The sequence below is a fragment of the Acinetobacter ihumii genome (genome assembly GCF_900625095.1).
Classification (GTDB): Bacteria; Pseudomonadota; Gammaproteobacteria; order Pseudomonadales; family Moraxellaceae; genus Acinetobacter; species Acinetobacter ihumii.
This window is the reverse complement of sequence record NZ_LR130760.1, coordinates 903,992-927,227: the sequence shown is the minus strand read 5'-3', so window position 1 is coordinate 927,227 and position 23,236 is coordinate 903,992. Positions and strand designations below refer to the sequence as shown.

Here is a 23,236-nt window from a genome sequence, read left to right as displayed (position 1 = left end):
AATCTAAATTAAAATTAAATGCTTACTTTATAGTTAAGTTGTAGTTCATCGGCATGTTGTCCTCGAATTCCCCAGTTTTCTCTAGGCGTTTCAAAAATGGTAATTTCTACATCTTGCGGACTAATTTTACATTGGTGCTCGATATTGTTAAAAATCTGCCGAATGAGCTGTTTCTTAGTTTCTATTTTACGACCTGAGAACATTGAAATCTCGATAATGAGGTAGTTATCACTTCGGTCAGTAGGGTATATAAAGTTCTCGGCTGACAAATCGATAAATCGTTGAAAGCGTTTATCTGATGGATATTGCAATGCACTAACTAAAGCGTCATGAATCGCATTTGAAAGAGAAACTCTATATTTTTCAATAGTGCAGTGCTGCGCATAAATTTTAATTTGAGACATTTTAAATATTCATTTTGGGCGGCTAAAAACAGTAAATAGTGATGATGCCAGTACAGATTTTTATCTTATCAAAAAAACAAAATATCAAACATTGTGTATTTTGAATGAATTCACTAGCATAGTGCCGAAATGTTGAGACAGGTAATCGTGGATGATCACTTCAACACCAAAATTTTTGATGTTTATGCCTATACTTTTAACTTTGACCTTACTTTCTGCTTGTCATCAACGTGATCCTGACAAAGCCGACAAGGTTGAAATTAAAGCTGCGCCGACTCTAACCAATGATGCAACGACCTATGCCCATCAAGCGTGGGAGTTGATTAATCAAATTGACCCAGTGGTATATACTCAAAAATTGGATCAGATTGATGAACAGGTCAGAAAGCCATTACGTCAACTGAGTACAGACTGGCGAATTAATGTCAAAATGACAGATTCAGTCACAGAAGGTAAATATGCGCTGTGCCGCAAAGCCTTAACCTCACTAGACACTTGGGCACGAGAAACCAGAGACCATAGTCCGACAGTGAGCCAAAAACAGGCAGAATATGAACGTGATAAAGCTCAATGTAAAGATGCGATTGATAATCCAGTCTTAGGCAATACCGATCCGAAACGTTAAGCAAACACAGCAGGAAAGAACAAAAAGCGAAATTGATTTGAATTTCGCTTTTTCATTGAAATAGATTTAGTGTTGTTGATGATTGGTTGTTGTTGAAGTTGTCGTGGTTGCTGTTTTCACTTTTTCAGTGGGTTGGGGGCTTTTCACATTTGCAGCTTTCACTTCTGTCGCTTTTACGGTTTGAGTGGTTTTCTTTGTGTCAGCTTTTTTTGCAGCTTTTGCCTGTGTACCAGTTACGGCAACACATTTACCACCTTTATGATTTGGACCTGTTCCACCTTGCAGAGACGTTCCTTTTGGGCAGGCAAACGCGGTTGCACTGAGTAATGCCAAGCTACTACTGAGGATGATGACCGAAATTTTTTTCATAGTGTTCTGGAGAATATCAGGCATTAGTGCCTGATTAAAAAATAGTGGACTGTTGCATAACTCGAAAGACAGGTTATGTGTTGTATTTACTTAAAAATATTAAGATTTATAGTCATAATTTTATTTTTAATTGAGGTTTAAGTTTTAAGGCTTTAATTGGCAGATTAGTCCTTTGATTTCGTTTACCCCACAGTCAGTGCATGACAGCAGGGCACGGCCTTGTATTTTGACAACTATTTATTTTGACGACTATAGAGATAGATTTCTTTCATGCGTCCTTTTTATTTCTGCCTTGATAAGAGAAATAAAAGAAATCTTTAACCGTTATGAAAGAAATCTAATCATATAAAATTTAGACCTGTAAAAAATGGTGTAAAACAACCATTAAACCTCCACACAATATTAAAATACCAATTGTGTAACGCAACAGTGCAGGAAAGGACATGTCATAAGAACCTGTGTGCAAAATAGCTCAACCTCTTATTGAGTAGCCGTTTGATAACGACGATTCACTTCATTCCAGTCCACGACATTATAAAATGCAGCAATATATTCAGGACGACGGTTTTGATATTTCAAATAATAAGCATGTTCCCAGACATCCAGACCTAAAATTGGCGTATTGCCATTCATGAGTGGAGAATCTTGATTGCCACTACTTTCTACGACCAGTTTTTTCTCAGGGGTGACACTGAGCCAAGCCCAACCACTGCCAAAACGACTAATTGCTGCTTTGGTAAAGGCTTCTTTAAAAGCATCAAAACCGCCAAGCTCTTGTTCAATGGCTGCTGCAACTGCGCCTGTCGGATTTCCGCCGCCTTGAGGACTCATGACTGTCCAGAACAATGAATGGTTGGCATGTCCACCACCATTATTAATGACCACATTTTTGATATCGGCAGGTACTTCATTAACCTTTGATACCAATTCTTCTACAGGCAATTTTTCCCACTCAGTCCCTTCAATGGCAGCATTGATGTTGTTGATATAGGTTTGATGATGCTTGGTATGGTGGATCTCCATGGTTTTAGCATCAATATTGGGTTCAAGAGCATTATAGGCATAAGGCAAAGCAGGTAGGGTGTACGCCATGAGAATCATCCTTTTTTAAAATCAAATCTTAGAATTAAAGTGTCTTAATCTGCTTTAGTGTAGGGGATGCAAAGATTTATGTAAATATAATGATAATTATTATCGTTATATTTATTATTCATAGTATTTAATTAAGCACAAAAAAACCAGCAGATGCTGGTTTTTTATATAGGATGAGGTCAGGCGGTTACACGTTGAAACGGAAGTGCAGTACATCGCCATCTTGAACGATATAGGTTTTACCCTCTAAACGCCATTTGCCTGCTTCTTTGGCACCTGCTTCGCCGTTGTATTGGACAAAGTCATCATAAGCAATACATTCTGCGCGAATGAAACCTTTTTCGAAGTCAGTATGAATCACGCCCGCAGCTTGCGGTGCAGTTGCGCCTACTTTGACTGTCCATGCACGGACTTCCTGAACACCCGCAGTAAAGTAAGTTTGTAAACCGAGTAGGGCATAACCCGCGCGAATCACTACGTTTAAGCCAGGTTCTTCCATGCCCATCGCTTCTAAAAATTCAGCACGGTCTTCATCTTCAAGCAATGAAATTTCGGCTTCAATCTGGTTGCATAAAGGTACGACAATCGCATTTTCTTCTGCTGCTAGTTTCTTGACTGCATCCAGATGTGGATTATTTTCAAAGCCATCTTCTGCGACATTGGCAATATACATGGTTGGTTTTAAAGTCATTAAACCAAAACCACGAATCAGTTTACGTTCATCATCACTTAAATCAGCCGCACGAGCAGGTTTACCTTCATCCAGTAAAGGCTGGATTTTTTCTAATACCGCTTTAGTCGCAATCGCTTCTTTATCACCACCTTTGGCAGATTTAGTCAAACGTAATAGTGTTTTAGCTACAGTCTCAAGATCGGCCAATGCAAGCTCGGTATTAATTGTAGCAATATCATCTAATGGATCAATTTTTCCATTCACATGAATCACGTTTTCATCTTCAAAACAACGCACTACATGTGCGATTGCATCAGTTTCACGGATATTGGCTAAAAACTGGTTACCTAGACCTTCACCTTTCGATGCGCCTGCGACCAAACCTGCAATATCTACAAATTCCATCGTGGTTGGTAGTATGCGCTGTGGTTTTACAATCGCTGCTAGTTTATCCAAGCGTGCATCTGGTACAGGAACGATACCTGTATTCGGCTCAATGGTACAGAACGGGAAGTTTTCTGCGGCAATTGCAGCCTTGGTGAGTGCATTAAAAAGTGTTGATTTACCAACGTTTGGAAGGCCGACAATACCGCAATTAAAACCCATGAGATGACTCACAAAATATGTAAATTAAAAACTGAGGCTGATTTTACATGAAAGCCATGACAAAGTCAGGTCATGGCGAAGTGTGATTGATCACAAGTTTAAATTTTACGTTTATCTAACTGTTGAGAAAGTGCATCTCCTGTGGCTTGAATCAACATGACTAACACGATAAGAACTAAAATTACGGCAAACATAATGGTGAGGTCAAAACGTTGATAGCCATAGCGATAGGCGATATCGCCTAATCCTCCTGCGCCGATTGCGCCTGCAATCGCCGAGGAATTAATCATGGTCACAATGGTCACAGTAAAGCCTGCCACAATGCCGGGCAGTGCTTCAGGTAATAACACATGCCAGATAATCTGATGGCGATTACAGCCCATGGCTTGTGCCGCTTCAATGAGACCTTGATCAACCTCGCGTAAACTGACTTCGGCAATTCGGGCAAAAAAGGGAATCGCGGCAAGGGTCAGTGGCACGACCGCAGCCCAAACCCCATAACTTGTTCCCACAATCCAGCGCGTGATGGGAATCAATGCCACCATTAAAATCAAAAAAGGAATAGAACGCGTGACGTTAATCAGCCAGCCAATCGGTTGATTAATTTTCTGAGAAGGATAAATACCCTGAGCAGACGTGCTGACCAAGATCACTGCCAATGGTAGTCCAATCAGAAAAGCCAGTAAGGCAGAAACACCGACCATAATGAGGGTGTCGAGCGTTCCTGTCAGTAATAAGTCAATGAGTTGGTCGTGCATAACCGATCACCTCGATATGTTGAATCAATGATTTAAGCTGTTGTTTTAATTGGTTTAGATTAAGATCAAGTTGTGGTACACCCACAATCAATGATCCAATGAAATGCTGTTGAATGCTGTCCACATGACTTTGATATAAATATACAGGGGCAGCAAAACTGGCTAGAATTTGAGTCAGATCAGGCGCATGCTGCGCTTCACTCTCATATTTAAGTTTGACAATCGTCTGGGTTGAATCTGTCTGAACAGATGGGTGAATCTGAAAAGGTAACTCTAGTTGTTCCAGATTTAAAAGTTCTTGTGTAATGGGTTGTTTGGGGTTGGAAAATACTGACCAAACTTGCCCTGACTCCACGATTTGACCATGATCAATCACGACAACTTGATCACAAATTTCACGAATGACCTGCATTTCATGGGTGATCAAGACAATTGTAATACCAAGTTCACGATTGATCTTTTTCAATAAAGAAAGAATCACAGAAGTGCTTTCAGGGTCTAAAGCCGAAGTGGCTTCATCACACAGTAAAATTTCAGGATGATGTACCAGCGCACGGGCAATCCCCACGCGCTGCTTTTGCCCCCCTGAAAGCTGAGAAGGGTATTGCTCTGCTTTATGGCTTAAACCGACTAACGATAAAACTTCATCCACACGACTTTTAATGTCAGATTTGGCATAACCCGAAATTTTGAGCGGCAATGCCACATTTTCCCATACCGTCTTAGCCGACATTAAGTTAAAGTGCTGAAAAATCATGCCAATACGCTGACGCAACTGAATCAGGTGATGATGATCCAGTGTGGTGAGTTCATCCTGATGAATTTTAATTGAACCAGAACTGGGTTGTTCCAGTCCATTCAATGTCCGTAATAAAGAGGATTTGCCTGCACCACTTTTACCAATAATGCCTACGATTTTACCTTCTGGAATATCCAGATTGATCTCTTTTAAGGCCTGAACTTGTTGACCTTGACTCTCATAGGTTTTATGAAGTGAGCGAATTTGAATATGTGGAACTGCAAAATTCACCTGAGCACCGAAACTGACCATGACCTAACTCCTTAGACTTAACCTATACCCAACCTGGGAACCAAAGTTTGGGTCCTAAATCTTCATTAAGCGCTGCTTTTACAGCAGGAGAAGTTTGATAAATTTCGACAAATTTTTTCAATTTATCGTTTTTATCCTGATAATCATCACGCACCACAAATAAAATCGCATAGCGTTTATTGGTGGTATCGTCTAACACTAAGGCACTTTCAGGATCTGCGGTTTTGGCCAAACGTAAATAATGTGGATAGCCAAAAGCCAAATCGACATCATCAATTGCACGTGCAGTTTGTGGACCTTCGACTTCAATAAATTGTAATTGCTTAGGATTTGATGAGATATCACTCAGTTTAGATAAATAGTTCTTCGGATCTTTCAATTGAATTAAATTGGCTTGTTGTAACAATAATAAAGCGCGCCCTTGATTGACCGGATCGTTCGGAACAACAACGCGAGCATTTTGAGGTAGCTCATCCAGACTTTTATATTTTTTAGAATACAGTCCAACATGTGATGCAGCACCCACACCAAATGCTTTTAATGTATAGCCACCTTCTTTAATAGCGTTATCCAAAAAAGGTTGGTGCTGGAAAAAGTTGGCATCAATATCGCCATTATTCAAAGTGATATTCGGGGTATTCCAGTCAGAAAATTCCACAAGTTTGACATGAATACCTTGTTTTTCTGCTTCTTTAGCGGCGGCTTGAAGTGGATGAGCAAAAGGAGGACTAATGCCGATGACCAATGCTTCATTCTGGCTTTGGCGTTGCTGATTCCAGATCAGTAAACCAATAATCACAATGACAAAAATTGCCCCGAAAATAATCAGTTTTTTCTTGCTTGAAGGTGTTGTAGAAGTAGTTTGCGTCATTGGATACTCCAAAAATTATGCGCTAATCTGTTGTGAAAGAGTTGAATTTTTTTCTTGTTGTGAAGGTCGACATCGGAAGGCATTCGCAGGGTGCGATGTAGCAAGACGATCACCCTGATGATGCAGTTTGTGTCGTAAAGAACCCGCCTGATATTCGGTTTTATAGCGTCCACGGTGTTGTAATTCAGGAATTACCAGACGAATAAAATCTTGATGAGATTCAGGCGCGACAGTTCGGGTTAGATTAAAACCATCAATGTCTGTTTCATCCAGCAAATGAATCAGTTGCTCTGCGACACTGCTGCCACTTCCTACAATCAATGGATAACGTCCACCCAAAACATGCTGATTTTTTAAATCATTTTTGCTGATTTGTTGGGTTTTGAATTTCTCATTGACCGAAGCAATGCTATTACTTTTCTGATAGGGGATGATCTCATCATCGGCAAATTTGGATAAATCAATTCCGACTGAACTGGCATAATGCGCAAGTCCTGCTTCGGGGCTGGCGTATTGACGATATTCGGCCAATTTGTCTTGAGCGATTTGCTCAGTTTCCCCAGTGACAACCGTAATACCGAGAAAAATTTTAATATCACTGGCTTGGCGACCTTGTTGTACGACCTGCTCGCGAATTTTACGCACTTGTTGGCGAATTTTTTCAGGTTGATCACCGCCAATAAAAATACATTCAGCATGCTCAGTTGCAAACGTTAATCCACGAGGGGAAGCGCCTGCCTGAAATAAAACAGGCGTACGCTGAATAGATGGCGCGACCTGAAACACGCCCTGACTTTGGTAAAACTGCCCTTGATGGTGAATTTCATGCACTTTTTTTGGGTCAGTAAAAATGCGCTGAATTTTGTCTTTTTGAATTGCATCATCTTCCCATGAGCCTTCCCAATATTTATAGCAAAGCTGCAAAAATTCTTTGGCTTGTTCATAACGCAAGTCATGATCTTTTAAGCCGGAATGACCGATCAAGCGTTCAGCACTGTCCAGATAACCTGTGACGATATTCCAGCCGATTCGTCCTTCTGTGAGATGATCCAGTGAGGCAAAGCGTCGTGCAAATTGATAAGGTGTTTCATAACTTAAATTGACGGTAATCCCAAAACCTAAATGCTGTGTGACGGCAGCCATGGCAGAAACCAGTGTGCTCGGATCATGACTCGGCAGTTGAATCGATTCACGCAAGGTCAGATCGATATTGTTTTGATAGACATCATAAACCCCTGTAATGTCTGCGATGAACAAGCCATCGAAAAGACCTTTTTCGAGCGTTTTTGCCAGTTCTGTCCAATAACTGAGTTCATTAAAACGATGCGATTGATCACGAGGATGGGTCCATAAACCATGATTAATATGACCGACACTGTTCATATCAAAGGCATTTAGCAGAATTTTTTTTGGTATTGCATTTGTCATTACAATGTCCCTCTGCGTGGTGGGAGTACACCATTTAAAATGTAGTTGCCAATAAAGTAATATTTCCAGCGAGCAGCATCATGTAAAGTATGAACACGTGCATTACGCCAAAAGCGATCCAAGCCATCTTCTGTCTGACTGCCACGACTGCCTGCCAGTTCAATCAGCTTTGAAGAGGCTTTAAGCGCTGTATCGGTGCTATGTGCACGGACTTTAGCAACATCAATGGATGCTTGGGCAATGCTTTCTGAAGTTGTATTGAGTTTTGCAGCATCTATCGATTGAGCGGCTTGTTTCAGTAAGGCTTCACTGGCACGTACATCGGCGGCAATCCGACCAATTTCATAAATACTGAGCGGATCTTGTGCGGCTGTTTCGACATCTGAGTCAATCCACGGACGTGCCTGATGCACCCGTTTTAAGGTTTCCTCAAATGCTGCACGAGCAATGCCGACTTCAATCGCTGCATGCATGATTTGTGCAAATGGCCCAACCAATGTGGGTTGATGAAATGCGCTATCAAAGGGGATTACATCTTCAGCAGCGACAAATACCTGATGAAACTTGACACTGCCACTGCCTGTGACACGTTGCCCAAAACCAGTCCAGTTATCAATCAGGGTTAAACCTTCACTATCGCGTTTGACAAAAGCTAGATATTCACGACCTTCAGCATCGACGACCAATGTAGGAATGCGGTGCGCAAACAAACTGCCTGTGCAATAAAATTTTTCACCATTGATCCGGTAGCCATCTTCAAACGTTGTGAGTGCAGTCTGTTTTAAACTGGCATTCTTGGGTTTAAATTCTGCCAAGGCATTACCCAAACGAGCACCTTTTAAAACCTCTTGATATAAGCGTTGTTTTTGTTGTTCTGTACCCGTATTGCGTAGCACTTCTAACGCATAAAAATGGTTTTGTGGAATTTGCCCAATCGAGCCATCGACTCCGCTAAAGAGCGCAATAATTTTGGCAACAGTGAAACTAGAGACTTCTGCACCGCCATAACGTTTCGGTACAGTAATTGCCCACAGTCCAGACTGACTAAAGGCTTCAATCTCATCAAAAGGTAAAAGACGTTCGGCATCACGCGCGATACTTTTCTCTTTAAATTGCTGGCTAAGTTCTTTTGCAATTGCTAAAGCTTCCGCATCATTTTGAATGACACGTAACGCTGAATAATTTTGAGTACTTGGATGTCTCAATGTTTTATGAATTGCTTGGTGTGCTGCTTGATAAGATGTCATGATTGTGATCCTCAAATTTAGAGCTTAAATCCACGCATGACGCGCAGGAAAAACACCATTCAGGTAGTAATTTCCAATCGCATGGATTTTCCAGCGCACAGGATCGTGCAAGGTATGTACGCGTGCATTGCGCCAGTGCTGATCGAGATTGAACTGACTTAAACTGGCACGGCTGCCGCCAAGTTCGAGTAACTTTTCAGAAATCTGTAAAGCAGCATCATTGGCATAGACCTTGGCTTCTGCGACTAAAATAGAAGCTTTGGCTGCTTGCTCTTCTGTAATGTGATCTAACTGATCCAGTTCATCCAGATATTCCGCTGCTTCGTCTAGCAGTAAAATGGCAGCGTTCAGTAAAATATCGAGCTTGCCTGTTTCCTGTAAGGTGTAGTGTTCCTGACTGGATTTTTCGACATGTGCATCAAGGATAGGTCGTGCTTTTTTTATGGCTGAAACTAAATCAGCGAAGGCAGCTTCAGCAATACCCACATCAATAGCAACCTGTAATAATTGTGAATAAGCACCCCGATAAGTCGGTGCTTGAGTGAGCAATCGTTCGTCAAAAATTAAGTTTGCGTCAACTTTGACTTGATGCAATTTTACAGTGCCACTGGCCGTCGTTCTTTGTCCAAAACCGTTCCAGTTATTAATGACTTCAATCCCATCACTATGTCGATTGACAATTGCCAATACCACATGACCTTCAGGATGAATGGCTTTAATGGCAAGCCAATGCGCAAAAATACTGCCTGTGGAATAAAACTTTTCGCCGTCTAAAATATATTGACCATTCTGCAAAGTTAAACGGGTATGCAGTGTTTTGGAGTCTTTGGTATTGCGTTCAGGTCCACCATTTGCCAAACGTTTGCCTGATAAAATTTCATTAAAAATAAATTGTTTTTGTGATTCTGTACCCATTAAATCAATTAAATTCAATAAACTGATTTGATTCTGTGGAATTTGTCCGACACTTGAGTCGGCTTTATTTAAAATACGGAAAACCTGTGCCAATGTTTTATTGGAAACAAAAGCACCGCCATATCGCTTCGGGATACGAATTCCCCCCAAACCTTTGAGGCTAAACTGATCAATTTCTTCGAAAGGTAAAATCCGCTTTTGATCACGTTGGTCACGACCTTCCAAAGCAAAATCGGCGACCTGATAAGCCGCATTAATGGCTTGTTGATCGTTTTGAATGATCTGAGCTAATCGTGGGGAGGAAGAATTTAACACTGACATAATGATACCTACTTGAGATATCACTACCTTAGAGAACTTGGTAAAACAGGTTAAACGAAGTATTGTTCAAAGTTTATCAATAAAAAATCTTAAAAATTTTTAAGCTAAATGGTTCACTTTTCAATATATATTTAAAATGATAAGAATCAGGGGTTTGTTATTTTTTAATCAGTGATGCTGCTGTCTCAAATAAGTGCATTATTCAATTTATGCATAATAACCGCATGAAAACATATAAATTGTGATATGTATTTTTTACTCAAAAAAAGAAATCAATAGGCGATTTAGACAAATCTTTGGCACAAAAAGTACATTGTTTTCATGTTCGGTTACTTCTAAAGTAACAAAAACAAGAGGTTGTTTTTTACATTTGGTTTAATAAAAAAATAATTTGGAGCTTTTATGCGGGTTTTATACCAGTTTCCTTTATCTCATTATTGTGAAAAAGCTCGCTGGTTACTAGATCATAAGGAACTGGATTATGTTGCGCATAATCTGATTCCAGGATTCCATCGTGCCTTTGCCCAACTCAAAACGGGTCAAAACAAACTCCCGATTTTAAAAGATGATAAACAATGGATTGCAGAATCAACGCAAATTGCCTTGTATCTGGATGATCATTATCCTGAACATTCATTGTTAAGACGTGATGTCCATCTAAGAGATCTGGCACTTGATATCGATAAAATTGCGGATGAGCTTGGCGTACATGTTCGGCGCTGGAGTCTCGGACATGCTTTAACCCATGGCGATGAACCCCTTGAAATTATGATGGGTGAGCAAGGTTATTTACGCCAATTTCAAAAATTTTCAAAACCGTTCTTAAAAACACTCGTGACCAAAAGTTATGAGTTAGAAGAGCAGAAGATTGCACAGTCCAAATTACGGATAGATGAATTGGTGCTGGTTTTAAACGAACGCTTAATTGACAACTTTGGGCGTTATTTGGTCAGTGACCGTTTAGGTTTGGCCGATATTGCAGTTTGTTCCATGTTGGCCCCCATTTTAGAACTGTCAGGGACGCCTTGGGAGCGTGAAAATAACGAAGTGAGCTCTCCAGAATTACGTCAATATAAAGAATATTTACTGAGTCTGCCGCTAGGTCAGTATGTACAGCGTATTTATGCTACCGAACGAAATGCACGTGTCGATTGGCGTGGTATCTAGGTATCACACTAATTGTTGCGAAAAGCCTTATTTTAGGGAACTAAAATAAGGCTTTTTTTTTGTCTTATCACATACAAAAACCGCGGTTTTATTTACTCAAATACTATGTAGAAAGCGCTTTTGTATCAATGAGTGAGGCTTTAGCGACATTTTGCTGCAAAGCCTGTTCAACCCATTCAACTGCATTTAAGGTGGAACAGTATGTTGTAGGTGTCTAGTGGTCGATATTTAAAGCAGATATTTTTAGAAAATTTACTCATGCATGTGAGTAGTTTGTTTAGAACCGGTTCTTTAGAGTCAGTCGTATAGCTAGACATCGCTCAAGTCATTCAAAATGAAAGTGTAGATTTAGATAAAGCATGTATATAAACACAATTATTGGAGATTTCCATGAGTTACCAATCGGTTAACCCTTATAACGGTGAAATTTTAAAACGCTATTCTTCTCATGATCAAGCTAAAATTGATCAAAGCCTTGACGCTGCGGAAAAGCTACTCAACTCTGATTGGTCAAGAAAAAATCTTGAAGACCGTCTTGCGTTATTAAAAAAAGTAGCTACACATTTACGTGAGCAAAAAGAACCGCTAGCGCAATTGATGTCTCAAGAAATGGGCAAACTGATTAAACAAAGTCGTGGCGAGATTGAACTTTGTGCCAACATTGCAGAATACTACGCTGAACGTGCTCCTGAGTTCCTGAGCCCTCAAAAATACCCTTCAGAATTAGGTGAAGCATGGGTTGAACATCATCCTTTGGGAGTCATTATGGCGGTAGAGCCGTGGAATTTTCCATTCTACCAACTTATGCGTGTATTCGCACCGAACTGCGCAATTGGTAATCCTGTATTACTCAAACATGCCAGTATTGTTCCACAGTGTGCGGAAGCCTTTGAGAAGATTATTCACGATTCAGGTGCACCCGAAGGTGTCTGGACAAATTTATTTATTTCAACCGATCAGGTGGCTGACATTATTAAAGACCCACGTGTGCAAGGGGTTGCATTAACTGGCTCGGAAGGCGCCGGTAGTAGTGTGGCAGAGCAAGCGGGTAAGTATGTGAAAAAATCGACGCTTGAATTAGGTGGTAACGACGTTTTTATTGTACTGGATGACGCAGATCTTGAACGTGCGATTAAAGTGGGCTGTCAAGCGCGTTTAAATAATGCAGGTCAAGTCTGTACTGCTGCAAAACGTTTTATTTTACATGAAAAAATTGCAGAGCAATTTAAGCAGGGCATGATTGAGGCATTTCAAAAGCTGAAAATGGGCGATCCATTGGATGAGTCCACCAGTTTAGGCCCATTATCGTCTTCATCCGCAGTTGAAAACTTACATAAGCAGGTTGATCAAGCTGTGAGTGCAGGGGCAACACTGGTTTTAGGCGGAAAACCTGTGGAAGGTGCTGGAAATTTCTTTGAAGCCACTATTTTGGAAAATATTCAGGAAAGTAATCCAGCATGGTATGAAGAGTTTTTTGGACCAGTAGCACAACTTTATGTCGCCAAAGATGACGAGGAAATCGTCAAAATCGCAAACCAATCGCACTATGGTTTAGGTGGGGCAATTCATTCTCAAGATATTGATCGAGCTAAAAAATTGGCATCAAGCGTTGAAACAGGCATGATCTGGATTAATAGCTTAACCCAAACTGCACCAGAGTTACCGTTTGGTGGGGTCAAGCGTTCAGGTTATGGCCATGAATTATCTGAGCTGGGCTTCAATGAGTTTGTACAAAAGAAACTTGTCGTGATTGGTGCTTAAAGCATTCATGATTCAGACATTTTAAACAGTCTGTTGTGGCATATTCACAACAGACTGTTTAAATCAGATCGATGATTAATCGACTATGTTAAGTTATTACCAATAACCGAGGAATTTCCACCAGATTCCACCAATTAAAATAAAAATCACAATATTAATGACACTCATGACAAATCCAGTTTTCCACCATTCGCCTAGCGTGGTATATCCTGAACCATAAATAATTGGTGAAGTTCCTGTTGCATAATGGGTAAGCGTCATCATGATGCTGGAAGCAGCAGCCATGATCAGGGCAAATAACATTGGTGGCGCACCCAGCGCAATACCCGCGGTATAAAAAGCAGCAAACATGGCAGTAATATGTGCTGTGGTACTGGCAAACATATAATGAGCATATATATATGTCAGCATCAGTAATAAACTGGCAAATACCCAACTTAAACCCAAGTGTGCAATGTTGTTTTCTAATACACCAGAAAACCAAGTAATCAGTCCGAGTTTATTAAGATAAGTTGCCATCATGACCAGTGCTGCAAACCAAGTCACAGTATCCCAAGCACTTTTTTGATTAAGAATGTCATCCCAAGTCAATACTCCCGTCAGCAATAACAAACTTAAACCAATAAAGGCTGTGGTGGTTGCATCGACAGCCCATGCAGGCCCCAAGATCATGGCAGGAATACCCGCCCAGAGTAATAACATAATGCCAAAAACACCCAGCATAATGACTTCATGTACTGTGACAGAACCCATTTCTTTTAAGCGTTCTTTAGCAAACTGCGCTGCATTGGGTGTTCTCTTAATTTCGGGCGGATACATAAAATAGATTACAATCGGCATAATCACCAAAGCAATAATGCCCGGCACCAGCATGGCGATTGCCCATGTGCTCCAACTAAGAGAAATTTCAGAGTTGGTGGCTTTGGCAACTAGATCAACCACTAAGGGATTTGGTGCTGTTGCGGTAATAAACATGGCAGAAGTAATTGGGTTGGCGTGGTAATTGACTAATGCCAGATATTTACCCATACGACCTTCCGTACCTTTGGCTGGGTCAGAGTCGTAACTAGTCGCAATTGCACGGACTATCGGATGAATAATCCCACCGCCACGTGCAGTATTACTTGGGGTTACGGGAGCTAGAATCAGCTCAGACAGCACCATACTATAACCAATGCCCATGGTACGTTTGCCCCAGACTGCAATAAATAAATAGCCTAAGCGAGCACCCAATCCAGTTTTTTGTAGACCGCGCGAAATCATGATTGATACACCAATCAACCAGATGAGCGGGTTGGAAAAACTACTTAGCGCATCTTTAATTGCTTCACTAGGCTGATCATTGGTGACTCCTGTGACTGCCACCAACGTAATAGCAAGCATAGCAATTGCACCAATTGGTAAGGCTTTACCAATAATTGCTGCAATCACCCCCACAAACATTGCAAATAAATGCCAAGCATCAGGTTGAACGCCTTGAGAAACTGGCACAAGAAACCAGATAATGAGTGCTAAAGCACAGGCAATGGCTGCTGGAATTGGTTTAAAACCCATAATGACCGCCTTATTATGAATATGATTAAGTTTTAATTTATGTGTTGAACAATCTTGTATGGAGAACGATTGTTTTATGTTTTATAGATTGATTATGAAAGATGATGAATCAGGCGACAAACACAGAATTGTTCGTCATCTGTTAATCTGGCATTTTTCAATGCTCACATTTAAGGTGATATAAATTTTTAAAAGACGTGATAAATTGAAGGAAATACGAAGTATCACGATAAGTGTCGATGGTTATGGCTACATTTTCAATCCGTTATTTACGCCGTTTCATTTTTAATCATTTACATAATAGTGATTATGAAAGTCCACTGAGTCGTTTGATTAACTTTTTTTTAATTATTTTAATTGTTACCAATGTGCTCGCAGTCATGCTGGAATCGGTCGATTCAATTTATTGGGCATATAAACCTTTTTTTGATGGTTTTGAATTTATTTCAATTGGATTATTTAGTATCGAATATCTTTTGCGGTTATGGTGTGTGCCTGAAGAACATCCTGAGCAAAAGGCATGGAAAACACGATTGCAATGGATGATGAGTGGCGGCGCAATTATTGATTTACTGGCAATTTTGCCTGCGTATTTAAACTTTATTGTCCCGATAGATTTGCGTTTCCTTCGAATTTTACGCTTACTTCGTTTACTCAAACTCACACGTTATTTTGTATCGCTTCAAATTTTGCTAGCCGTGATTGAACGTGAAAAAGGTTCATTTCAGGCAGTTGTTTTTATCTTGTTGATTATGATTGTGATGGCAGCAGGTGGAATCTATGTTGTTGAAAATAAAGCCCAGCCGGGTGTATTCAGTTCAATTCCACAAGCCATGTGGTGGGCAGTGGTTACTCTCACGACAGTAGGTTATGGCGATGTCACACCTATTACCAATATTGGTAAGTTATTAGGCGCAGTGATTACAATATTAGGGGTAGGCTTGGCAGCTTTACCCGCTGGTATTTTGGCAACAGGTCTTGCCAATGAGTTGAGTTTACGTAATCAACGGCTGGTTCAGGAGTTTAGAAATATGCTACTGTCCAATCAAATTGATTATTTACATGAAAATGAACAAATTGAAAAAATAAGGAAAAAAATCGGTTTAGGTAAAGAACAAACCCATGATGTCATTATGCAACTTATTCGTGAAAAGGATCTGGAAGAAAAAGAACAGAGCCAAGCCAGTTTTCGATATTGCCCGCATTGCGGGGAGAAACTGCCAGAAGGTTAAGTTTTGTATCAGCCCAGTTTGATGATGATCATATATCACGCTGAATATAAAGAGATATATCAACATCATGATTTGACTCAGAGTTGACTTGAATGATGAGCTTTTATGCTAAATTCTGATTACGGCTTGTTTCTTGCTAGAAGAAGTGAAAGATAAGGAGTTTCTATGCAGATTGCGACTATTGATTATCAAGCTCCTCATGCAGCTCAGCTTTTTACACAGTCACTTCGTCAGACAGGCTTTGCGGTGATTGTGCATCATCCTTTAGATTGGGATTTAATTCAGTCTATTTATGTAGAATGGCTGAATTTTTTCCAATCAGAGGGAAAACATCAGTATCGGGTGCGTCCTGATATGAAAGGAGGATTTTTTCCAGCAGATTTATCTGAAACTGCGAAAGGGCAAACTGTCAAAGATTTAAAAGAGTTCTTTCATATTTTCCCCTCAGGCGTTTTTCCTGAACATTTGTCCAATCAGACTCACCAATATTATCAACAAGCACTATTATTGGCGAAACAGTTATTGCAATGGATTCAGGACTTTTCTCCTGCCGACGTTCAAAAAAACTATAGTGAGCCCTTACCTCAAATGATTGAGGGTTCAGAGAGTTTATTACGCATACTTCGTTATACACCCATAGATACTCAGGATGATTATGTGCGTGCAGCAGCGCATGAAGATATTAATTTAATCACCATTTTGCCTGCTGCAACTGCTCCGGGTTTGCAGGTAAAAGATATTTCTGGGCAATGGTACGATGTCCCTGTAGAACCTAACTCGATCATTATTAATATTGGAGATATGCTGCAAGAAGCCTCACAGTTTTATTATCCTTCCACTACCCATCGCGTGGTGAAATATAAAAATCAGGATTTAGAGCAAGAACGGATTGCGATGCCATTTTTTTTACAACCGCGTAAAGATGTAGTGTTATCAGAACGTTATACTGCGGGAGCTTATCATACACAGCGTATGCAAGAGCTAAAGGTCATTCAGGATGGAAAAATTTTACTGTAATAGTCGATATAAAACATAGAAAGATAATGCTTAATATTTTAACTTTTAATATCTGGATGCATGGCATCAAGGCGGCTCTATGACACATTTTCCTCGTCAAATTATTATTGATACAGATCCTGGACAAGACGATGCCGTTGCAATCTTGCTGGCTTTGGCAAGCCCTGAATTAGAAGTGTTAGGAATTACCACCGTTGCAGGCAATGTGCCTTTGGCACTGACCAGTTTGAATGCGCGTAGAGTGTGTGAATTGGCGAAACGATCTGATGTTGCAGTATTTGCTGGGTGTCATCAACCACTTAAACGTGCATTGGTAACGGCTGAAAATGTGCATGGCAAAACAGGACTGGATGGTATTGAGTTACCTGAACCCATTATGCCGCTACAGTCCATGCATGCCGTGGATTTTATGATTGAAACCTTACGACAAGCACCCGAAAAAACCATTACCTTGTGTTCTTTGGGGCCAATGACCAACACAGCCCAAGCACTTATGCAAGCCCCAGACATTGCATCCCGCATTGAACGAATTGTGCTGATGGGTGGTGGTTTTTTTGAAGGTGGCAACATTACACCTTCCGCAGAATTTAATATGTATGTTGACCCTGAAGCGGCACAAATTGTGTTCGCATCAGGTATTCCTTTGACAGTTATTCCTTTAGATGTGACGCATCAGGCGTTAACTTCTAAACAATGGCTCGATGATTTGCGCGCTATGAATAATCAGGTCGGAACCGCTGTCGCTGCGTGGACAGATTTTTTTGAACGTTATGACCGAGAAAAATATGGTTCAGAAGGTGCGCCACTGCATGATCCTTGCGTGATCGCTTATTTGATACAGCCAGAATTATTTTCTGGACGCTGGGTGAATGTTGAAATTGAAACCAACAGTGCACTTACACTAGGAGCGACAGTAGTAGATTGGTGGCGTGTGACTGATCGTAAAGCCAATGCAGAATTTCTACGTCATATTAATCGGGATGGTTTTTTTCAGTTACTTTCACACCGTCTTGCAAGTTATGAATAAACAATTAGATGAATGCAACCTAATATTTATGGAGATTAAATAAGCGCGAGTCCCTCATGCAACAAAGCCCAATGTAGATATACGTGAATATAAACATAGGCTTTGCTGCTGAGTTTAAATGCGTATTAATTTATACTTCACCGCACTAGTTTAATAGATTCACCTTAAACTTTTGCCTGAAATTGCTTTTTCTTCTCTACTGCAAAAGCCAATAATAATACGATTAATCCTGCAAGGCTGAGAACAAAACCAACCCAAATTGGCGCAATCCAACCCATTTTATGACTCAAAACCCATCCGCCAAGAAATGCACCCAATGCATTTGCCAGATTAAATGCTGAATGATTGAGCGACGCTGCCAAACCTTGTGCTTCACCGGCCACATCCATTAAACGCATTTGTAGTGTACCTCCTAAGCCCATGACAGTTAGACCGATCAGAAATAACGCCAAGATGGCAGTATATATTTGACTCATCATAAAACTTGCAAAAACAAACGCCAGAGCAGAACAGATGAGCACTCCGACCATTGTTTTATTTAAATTACGATCTGCGAGCCATCCAGCAGCCAGCCCCCCAATCACCATACCAACGCCCCAAATGGCCAGTGCAATCGGAACGATATCAATATTCACTTGAGTGTATTCAGTCAAAATCGGTGAGACATAACTATAAACAGAAAACATGCCACCAAACCCAATTGCACCTACAGCAAGGGTTAACCACATGTTGATATTTTTCAGTCCAGCCAATTCGGTTTTGATACTGGCTGTAGCACGTACAGGAATTGCAGGCACAAAAAATGCGATCGCGAATAAAGTCAAAAAAGCAATAATGGAAGAAAACTCAAAACCCGAACGCCAGCCAAATTGCTGGCCAAGCCATGTTGCCAGTGGAACTCCAAGTACAGTCGCGACTGTTAGACCCATCATCATTTGTGCAACTGCCGAAGCTCGTTTTTTAGGCCCTGCCAATTCTGCAGCGACCAAAGCACCAACACCAAAATATGCACCATGAGGAAAGCCAGCGATAAACCGGGAAAGTAAAACTGTTTCAGGAGTATTTGCTAAGGCTGTGAATGCATTGGCAATGCCATAAAACAGCATGAGCCCAAGCAATAGTGACTTACGCGGAATACGCGCACCCAGAATTGCAATGACAGGCGCGCCAATGACCACGCCTAGAGCATAAGCACTAATAAAATGACCTGCATCCGGAAGACTGATGTGCAAATCAAGCGCAATTTCCTGAATAAGTCCCATCGCTACAAATTCAGTGGTTCCTATACAAAAACCACCCATGGCAAGGGCGAGAATGATCCAAAATAATGAACGGTGTGGCGAAGGAGAAATCGAGTTGTTCGATGAAGAAAGCATAAAAATTTTAAATAGGGAGAGAAATATCCTTAATTATTATAGTGGAAATTGCGCCTAAAAGTTTAGCAATTTACTTGGAATTGGTTAAGTTTTTGTTGAAGTTTATTTTAAATAATCATTGAAAAAAACTTTACTTATAATATATTTAGCTGCTGCATTTGCTGGAAATAATGCGGTTGGGGAATTGATCAAAATAATGAGTATTTAAGATGTTAAAAAATATGCTGGTGGTGGGGTTAGCAGTTTGTGTGTTGGCAAGTTCTGGTTGTGCCGTGGTAATGGCGAGTAATCAGCCAAGTAAGAAAAATTTGACTGTACTTAATACGGGTATCCCACGAAATCATGTCATTGCGGAGTTTGGCGCACCCGTGATGTCAGAATATAAAGATGGTCAGCGTGTAGAAATTTATACCTTTCAACAGGGTTACTCTAAATTAAATAAAACCAGTCGTGTGATCTGGCACGGTTTGGCAGATGTAGCATCGGCAGGATTGTGGGAAGTGATTGGCACACCTGCCGAATCTTATTTTGATGGAAAAAAACTGTCATATCAGATCGTATTTGATCAGCAAGACCATGTGGCAAGTCATCAATTACTGTCGGTACAGACTCCATCTCAAACTCAAACCACGACAACTGCACAATAAACGAATGCTTTAAGATGATTCTTTTATCAATGCTCTAGATCAAATTTGATTTAGAGTAGTGAACACTGAAGCTTATTTGCTTTTTTATTCAGATTGATGGCTAACATGAAGCCTGTCTATGACTTTAGGATGAAATCGCCAAGTAGACACCAAGCACAAGATATGAGTTTTCATGCAAGTTTATTGCTCGCTATGACGTTGATCATCAGCAAATTTTATCTTCATCTGCTTTTAGTTTAGCCTGATTTACTTCATCCATCGAAGAATGAAATAAATAACGTATTAAAGAAACTCATTAATTTTATGTTAAGATGAAAAGTATTCACTTTTATCTCGTAACTTTAGTTTTTTACATTGTATGCAGTATCTGCAATGACGAGACCTTAAAGTCATCTTACTGGATATTGATCATGCTTGAAATTCGTCATCTTAAAACTTTATTGGCTTTACGTGAGCATGGTTCGCTGGTTGCTGCGGCAAATGATCTGTGTTTAACACCCTCAGCCATTTCGCATCAACTTAAAGAGCTGGATCATTGGTATGGGGTAGAAGTGGTCAATCGACGCAGTCGTCCAGTGACTTTTTCCAGTGTAGGACAACGCTTATTAAAACTTGCAGATGATGTTTTGCCACAAATCCAGATTGCACAAAGTGATATCACTCGTATTGTACATGGACAAACGGGGCGCATTATTTTTTCATCGGAATGTCATAGCTGTTTTGACTGGTTAATGCCTTTATTGAATCAATATCGCCAACAATATCCGGATGTTGATTTAGACTTTGCTTCGGCTTTTGAAGCTAATCCACATGAGCTCTTACAAACAGGTGAATTTGATCTGCTCATTACCGCAGATCCGATTGCATTAAAAGGGATTGAATATTTTCCAATTTTTGAATATGAGTCGCGTTTGGTGCTTTCAAATACACATCCGTTGGTTCGCGCTGAAACAATTACCGTTCAGGATTTGTCAGAACAGACCTTGATTACCTATCCAGTCGATAAGCATCGTCTGGATATCATGGCGCATTTATTTATTCCTGCAAATATACAGCCCAAAGAAATACGAACTACTGATTTAACTCAAATGTTGATACAACTGGTGGCAAGCGGTCGAGGGATCTCGGCTTTACCTGATTGGGTGGTTAACGAATATGAGCAAAAGGGTTGGGTGACCAGCCGCCGTCTGGATTGTGTGTCAGCCCATGGATTACGTCGTACTTTATATGCAGGCTATCGAACAGAGGAAAAGGAAAAAAGCTATTTTGAAGGCTTTTTAAAACAGCTCGAAAAATTTTCTCAAAAACGAACCAATTTTTATACCGCTTAACTGGATCGGATGATTACTCAAGCTGATCTTTCCCGATCAGCTGAGTTTGAGCTGAATCAGTTCAGCAAATATTTGCGTGACTATGTATTTCATTCTTTGCTATGCATTTATTTTTAGAAGACGTAAAATTAGAAACATACTTTCACGACTAAATTCAAAAGCTAAAATTTTTACAATCAATTAAAACAAAGCTCAGGGGTCAACATGTCAGGTCAAGGTCAACCCACAGTTGAACAGCTACTTTTAGTCATCAAGACACAGACCGCCATTGCAAAATTAGGTTTGGACTTAAATGCAGTGATGATGATGGTCACTCAGCAGGCACAGACCATCATTGGGGCAGATGGAGCAATTATTGAACTGCTAGAAGCAGATGAAATGGTGGTGCACTCAGTGGCTGGCAGTGCCTCAAATTTACTGGGGCATCGTATCAAAATTAAAAATAGCCTATCTGGTTTATGTATTGAAAAAAAAGAAATTTTATATAGTTCCGATACTGAAGATGATGCGCGAGTTGACCGTGAAGCTTGTCGTTATGTAGGGCTGCGATCAATGGCAGTCGTGCCACTTATTCATTGTGATGAACCCATGGGCGTTTTAAAAATTTATTCAAAACGCGTAGAAGCATATCAATCGGGTGACTTACAACTACTTGAACTCATGTCTGAATTGATTGCTGCTGCCATGTATCATGCCACACGTTTTGGCACACAAGAACTGTATCGGATGGCAACACAGGATGTTCTGACTGAACTGTCCAACCGTAGTCAATTTCTAGATCGTTTTAGGCAATGCTTAGCAAAAGCACAGTCTGATCAACATTCTTTTGCTTTATTTATTATTGATATGGATGAATTGAAACCAATTAATGATCAATATGGGCATCGTGTCGGGGATGCTGTGCTAAAAGAGTTTGCAAAACGATTGAAATTAGTCATTCGTTCGCAGGATCATATTGCCCGTATCGGGGGAGATGAATTTGCGATTATTTTAACTCAGTTAAAAAATCCCGATTTAAGTACACAGGTTTTAAAGCGGATTGAGCAGATTTGTAAACCAAAATTTATCTTTGAGGATAAAAATCTCAATATTCGCTGTAGTACAGGCATTGCAATTTATCCTACCGATGCACGTTCTGTTGAAGAACTTTTAGAATTTGCGGATCAACAAATGTACTTATCTAAAAGACTAAAGAAGCAAGATAAGATTTCAAACAAGTTAAATTTTCTCTAAATTAATAGCGAACCAGTAAAGATAAAATTCCAGCAGCAATGAGTGGTCCTACGGGAACGCCTCTTAGCACAGCGACACCAGCAACTGTTCCAATTAATAAGCCTGCGACTACATCAGGTTGATTGCTCATGAGTTTGACACCACGTCCACCCAGCCATGCAACCAGTAAACCCACTGCAATTGCTAAAATTGATTTATAGCTTAGAAAGGATTTAAGAATACTTTCGCCACTTAATTTGCCGCTCGCAATAGGCGTAAGTACACCAATGGTGAGGATTATCACGCCTATATTTAAGCCATGTTCTTGTAAATAAGGGAAATATTGACTGAGTGGTGTAAGTTTAAACAAAATCAGTACACCAGCCGCAATCGTGACTGCTGAATTTTGGCTAAAGATCCCGCAGGCTAAGAGGATGAGTAAAACCAACAGATTGATATCAAGCTGGGACATAATGATGGCAAATATCTAAGAGGGAGAGGGTGTATTGTATAATGATTTTAGCAATGGTTGAAAAAGATCATTTCTCTTTG

General features: G+C 40.3%; 22 protein-coding genes. 9 read left to right on the top strand and 13 right to left on the bottom strand.

Annotation, left to right across the window (positions count from 1 at the left end; translation table 11 throughout):
• Positions 1-14: 14 nt before the first annotated feature.
• Positions 15-404, bottom strand: a complete 390-nt coding sequence (locus E0D95_RS04355) for a tautomerase family protein (RefSeq protein WP_130802737.1) — start codon at positions 402-404, stop codon at positions 15-17.
• Positions 405-555: 151 nt separating this feature from the next.
• Between E0D95_RS04355 and E0D95_RS04350 the strand changes: the two genes are divergently transcribed.
• Positions 556-1,029 carry a hypothetical protein gene (locus E0D95_RS04350; protein WP_130802736.1) on the top strand — a complete coding sequence of 158 codons (474 nt, stop codon included), beginning with the start codon at positions 556-558 and terminating at the stop codon, positions 1,027-1,029.
• Between the two features lie 66 nt (positions 1,030-1,095).
• On the opposite strand, the gene E0D95_RS15950 is transcribed toward E0D95_RS04350, so the two are convergent.
• From E0D95_RS15950 to E0D95_RS04305, 9 genes are all read right to left on the bottom strand, one after another.
• A complete protein-coding gene (locus tag E0D95_RS15950) occupies positions 1,096-1,398 on the bottom strand; it encodes a hypothetical protein (protein WP_171478561.1) in 303 nt (100 codons plus the stop codon).
• Between the two features lie 480 nt (positions 1,399-1,878).
• Positions 1,879-2,490: a superoxide dismutase gene (locus tag E0D95_RS04340; protein ID WP_130802734.1), complete on the bottom strand. Its 612-nt coding sequence runs from the start codon at positions 2,488-2,490 to the stop codon at positions 1,879-1,881.
• 187 nt (positions 2,491-2,677) lie between these two features.
• A complete protein-coding gene (gene ychF, locus E0D95_RS04335; protein WP_130802733.1) occupies positions 2,678-3,769 on the bottom strand; it encodes a redox-regulated ATPase YchF in 1,092 nt (363 codons plus the stop codon).
• A gap of 98 nt (positions 3,770-3,867) precedes the next feature.
• The gene (locus tag E0D95_RS04330; protein WP_130802732.1) at positions 3,868-4,527 is read right to left on the bottom strand and encodes a methionine ABC transporter permease; all 660 of its coding nucleotides are present in this window, start codon (positions 4,525-4,527) and stop codon (positions 3,868-3,870) included.
• The gene (locus E0D95_RS04325; RefSeq protein WP_130802731.1) at positions 4,508-5,578 is read right to left on the bottom strand and encodes a methionine ABC transporter ATP-binding protein; all 1,071 of its coding nucleotides are present in this window, start codon (positions 5,576-5,578) and stop codon (positions 4,508-4,510) included. Before E0D95_RS04325 ends, E0D95_RS04330 begins: the two co-directional genes overlap by 20 nt.
• Before the next feature lie 22 nt (positions 5,579-5,600).
• Positions 5,601-6,449 (bottom strand): MetQ/NlpA family ABC transporter substrate-binding protein, encoded by an 849-nt coding sequence (locus tag E0D95_RS04320; RefSeq protein ID WP_130802730.1) that lies wholly within the window; start codon positions 6,447-6,449, stop codon positions 5,601-5,603.
• Positions 6,450-6,464: 15 nt separating this feature from the next.
• The gene (locus E0D95_RS04315) at positions 6,465-7,877 is read right to left on the bottom strand and encodes an LLM class flavin-dependent oxidoreductase (RefSeq protein WP_130802729.1); all 1,413 of its coding nucleotides are present in this window, start codon (positions 7,875-7,877) and stop codon (positions 6,465-6,467) included.
• Positions 7,877-9,124: an SfnB family sulfur acquisition oxidoreductase gene (locus E0D95_RS04310; RefSeq protein WP_130802728.1), complete on the bottom strand. Its 1,248-nt coding sequence runs from the start codon at positions 9,122-9,124 to the stop codon at positions 7,877-7,879. Before E0D95_RS04310 ends, E0D95_RS04315 begins: the two co-directional genes overlap by 1 nt.
• A 24-nt stretch (positions 9,125-9,148) precedes the next feature.
• The gene (locus tag E0D95_RS04305; protein WP_130802727.1) at positions 9,149-10,360 is read right to left on the bottom strand and encodes an SfnB family sulfur acquisition oxidoreductase; all 1,212 of its coding nucleotides are present in this window, start codon (positions 10,358-10,360) and stop codon (positions 9,149-9,151) included.
• A 402-nt stretch (positions 10,361-10,762) separates the two neighbouring features.
• Here E0D95_RS04305 and E0D95_RS04300 point away from each other — a divergent pair, with 402 nt between their 5' ends.
• Together E0D95_RS04300 and E0D95_RS04295 are read left to right on the top strand one after the other, a co-directional pair.
• The gene (locus E0D95_RS04300) at positions 10,763-11,527 is read left to right on the top strand and encodes a glutathione S-transferase family protein (protein ID WP_130802726.1); all 765 of its coding nucleotides are present in this window, start codon (positions 10,763-10,765) and stop codon (positions 11,525-11,527) included.
• A gap of 390 nt (positions 11,528-11,917) precedes the next feature.
• The gene (locus E0D95_RS04295) at positions 11,918-13,288 is read left to right on the top strand and encodes an NAD-dependent succinate-semialdehyde dehydrogenase (protein ID WP_130802725.1); all 1,371 of its coding nucleotides are present in this window, start codon (positions 11,918-11,920) and stop codon (positions 13,286-13,288) included.
• A 96-nt stretch (positions 13,289-13,384) separates the two neighbouring features.
• Here the strand turns inward: E0D95_RS04295 and E0D95_RS04290 are convergent, their stop codons facing one another.
• Positions 13,385-14,842: a DASS family sodium-coupled anion symporter gene (locus E0D95_RS04290; protein WP_130802724.1), complete on the bottom strand. Its 1,458-nt coding sequence runs from the start codon at positions 14,840-14,842 to the stop codon at positions 13,385-13,387.
• Between the two features lie 245 nt (positions 14,843-15,087).
• On the opposite strand from E0D95_RS04290, the gene E0D95_RS04285 reads away from it, so the two are divergent.
• The 3 genes from E0D95_RS04285 to E0D95_RS04275 all read left to right on the top strand — a co-directional run bounded on the left by E0D95_RS04285 (position 15,088) and on the right by E0D95_RS04275 (position 18,118).
• A complete protein-coding gene (locus E0D95_RS04285; protein WP_130802723.1) occupies positions 15,088-16,074 on the top strand; it encodes an ion transporter in 987 nt (328 codons plus the stop codon).
• A gap of 165 nt (positions 16,075-16,239) precedes the next feature.
• Positions 16,240-17,091 carry a 2OG-Fe(II) oxygenase family protein gene (locus tag E0D95_RS04280; protein ID WP_130802722.1) on the top strand — a complete coding sequence of 284 codons (852 nt, stop codon included), beginning with the start codon at positions 16,240-16,242 and terminating at the stop codon, positions 17,089-17,091.
• Positions 17,092-17,170: 79 nt separating this feature from the next.
• On the top strand, positions 17,171-18,118 hold the full coding sequence (locus E0D95_RS04275) for a nucleoside hydrolase (protein WP_130802721.1): 948 nt from the start codon (positions 17,171-17,173) through the stop codon (positions 18,116-18,118).
• Between the two features lie 164 nt (positions 18,119-18,282).
• Here E0D95_RS04275 and E0D95_RS04270 read toward each other — a convergent pair whose 3' ends face one another.
• Entirely contained in the window at positions 18,283-19,494 is a 1,212-nt protein-coding gene (locus E0D95_RS04270; RefSeq protein ID WP_130802720.1) for an MFS transporter, read from the bottom strand.
• Positions 19,495-19,703: 209 nt separating this feature from the next.
• Between E0D95_RS04270 and E0D95_RS04265 the strand changes: the two genes are divergently transcribed.
• The 3 genes from E0D95_RS04265 to E0D95_RS04255 all read left to right on the top strand — a co-directional run bounded on the left by E0D95_RS04265 (position 19,704) and on the right by E0D95_RS04255 (position 22,705).
• Complete coding sequence (locus tag E0D95_RS04265; protein WP_130802719.1) at positions 19,704-20,141, top strand: hypothetical protein; 438 nt, start codon at positions 19,704-19,706, stop codon at positions 20,139-20,141.
• Positions 20,142-20,551: 410 nt separating this feature from the next.
• On the top strand, positions 20,552-21,472 hold the full coding sequence (locus E0D95_RS04260) for a LysR family transcriptional regulator (protein ID WP_130802718.1): 921 nt from the start codon (positions 20,552-20,554) through the stop codon (positions 21,470-21,472).
• Between the two features lie 204 nt (positions 21,473-21,676).
• Positions 21,677-22,705, top strand: coding sequence for a GGDEF domain-containing protein (locus tag E0D95_RS04255; RefSeq protein ID WP_130802717.1), 1,029 nt, complete (start codon positions 21,677-21,679; stop codon positions 22,703-22,705).
• A gap of 1 nt (position 22,706) precedes the next feature.
• Here E0D95_RS04255 and E0D95_RS04250 read toward each other — a convergent pair whose 3' ends face one another.
• A complete protein-coding gene (locus E0D95_RS04250; protein ID WP_431830736.1) occupies positions 22,707-23,156 on the bottom strand; it encodes a DUF441 domain-containing protein in 450 nt (149 codons plus the stop codon).
• Between the last annotated feature and the right edge of the window lie 80 nt (positions 23,157-23,236).

Excerpts from the sequence above, each read along its gene's own strand:
- E0D95_RS04265 (WP_130802719.1), top strand. The coding sequence starts at position 19,704 with ATGTTAAAAAATATGCTGGTGGTGGGGTTAGCAGTTTGTGTGTTGGCA.
- E0D95_RS15950 (WP_171478561.1), bottom strand. The coding sequence starts at position 1,398 with ATGAAAAAAATTTCGGTCATCATCCTCAGTAGTAGCTTGGCATTACTC.
- E0D95_RS04330 (WP_130802732.1), bottom strand. The coding sequence starts at position 4,527 with ATGCACGACCAACTCATTGACTTATTACTGACAGGAACGCTCGACACC.
- E0D95_RS04315 (WP_130802729.1), bottom strand. The coding sequence starts at position 7,877 with ATGACAAATGCAATACCAAAAAAAATTCTGCTAAATGCCTTTGATATG.
- E0D95_RS04340 (WP_130802734.1), bottom strand. The coding sequence starts at position 2,490 with ATGGCGTACACCCTACCTGCTTTGCCTTATGCCTATAATGCTCTTGAA.
- E0D95_RS04320 (WP_130802730.1), bottom strand. The coding sequence starts at position 6,449 with ATGACGCAAACTACTTCTACAACACCTTCAAGCAAGAAAAAACTGATT.
- E0D95_RS04275 (WP_130802721.1), top strand. The coding sequence starts at position 17,171 with ATGACACATTTTCCTCGTCAAATTATTATTGATACAGATCCTGGACAA.
- E0D95_RS04305 (WP_130802727.1), bottom strand. The coding sequence starts at position 10,360 with ATGTCAGTGTTAAATTCTTCCTCCCCACGATTAGCTCAGATCATTCAA.
- E0D95_RS04270 (WP_130802720.1), bottom strand. The coding sequence starts at position 19,494 with ATGCTTTCTTCATCGAACAACTCGATTTCTCCTTCGCCACACCGTTCA.
- E0D95_RS04290 (WP_130802724.1), bottom strand. The coding sequence starts at position 14,842 with ATGGGTTTTAAACCAATTCCAGCAGCCATTGCCTGTGCTTTAGCACTC.
- E0D95_RS04285 (WP_130802723.1), top strand. The coding sequence starts at position 15,088 with ATGGCTACATTTTCAATCCGTTATTTACGCCGTTTCATTTTTAATCAT.
- E0D95_RS04260 (WP_130802718.1), top strand. The coding sequence starts at position 20,552 with ATGCTTGAAATTCGTCATCTTAAAACTTTATTGGCTTTACGTGAGCAT.
- ychF (WP_130802733.1), bottom strand. The coding sequence starts at position 3,769 with ATGGGTTTTAATTGCGGTATTGTCGGCCTTCCAAACGTTGGTAAATCA.
- E0D95_RS04350 (WP_130802736.1), top strand. The coding sequence starts at position 556 with ATGATCACTTCAACACCAAAATTTTTGATGTTTATGCCTATACTTTTA.
- E0D95_RS04300 (WP_130802726.1), top strand. The coding sequence starts at position 10,763 with ATGCGGGTTTTATACCAGTTTCCTTTATCTCATTATTGTGAAAAAGCT.
- E0D95_RS04310 (WP_130802728.1), bottom strand. The coding sequence starts at position 9,124 with ATGACATCTTATCAAGCAGCACACCAAGCAATTCATAAAACATTGAGA.
- E0D95_RS04280 (WP_130802722.1), top strand. The coding sequence starts at position 16,240 with ATGCAGATTGCGACTATTGATTATCAAGCTCCTCATGCAGCTCAGCTT.
- E0D95_RS04355 (WP_130802737.1), bottom strand. The coding sequence starts at position 404 with ATGTCTCAAATTAAAATTTATGCGCAGCACTGCACTATTGAAAAATAT.
- E0D95_RS04325 (WP_130802731.1), bottom strand. The coding sequence starts at position 5,578 with ATGGTCAGTTTCGGTGCTCAGGTGAATTTTGCAGTTCCACATATTCAA.
- E0D95_RS04295 (WP_130802725.1), top strand. The coding sequence starts at position 11,918 with ATGAGTTACCAATCGGTTAACCCTTATAACGGTGAAATTTTAAAACGC.
- E0D95_RS04250 (WP_431830736.1), bottom strand. The coding sequence starts at position 23,156 with ATGTCCCAGCTTGATATCAATCTGTTGGTTTTACTCATCCTCTTAGCC.
- E0D95_RS04255 (WP_130802717.1), top strand. The coding sequence starts at position 21,677 with ATGTCAGGTCAAGGTCAACCCACAGTTGAACAGCTACTTTTAGTCATC.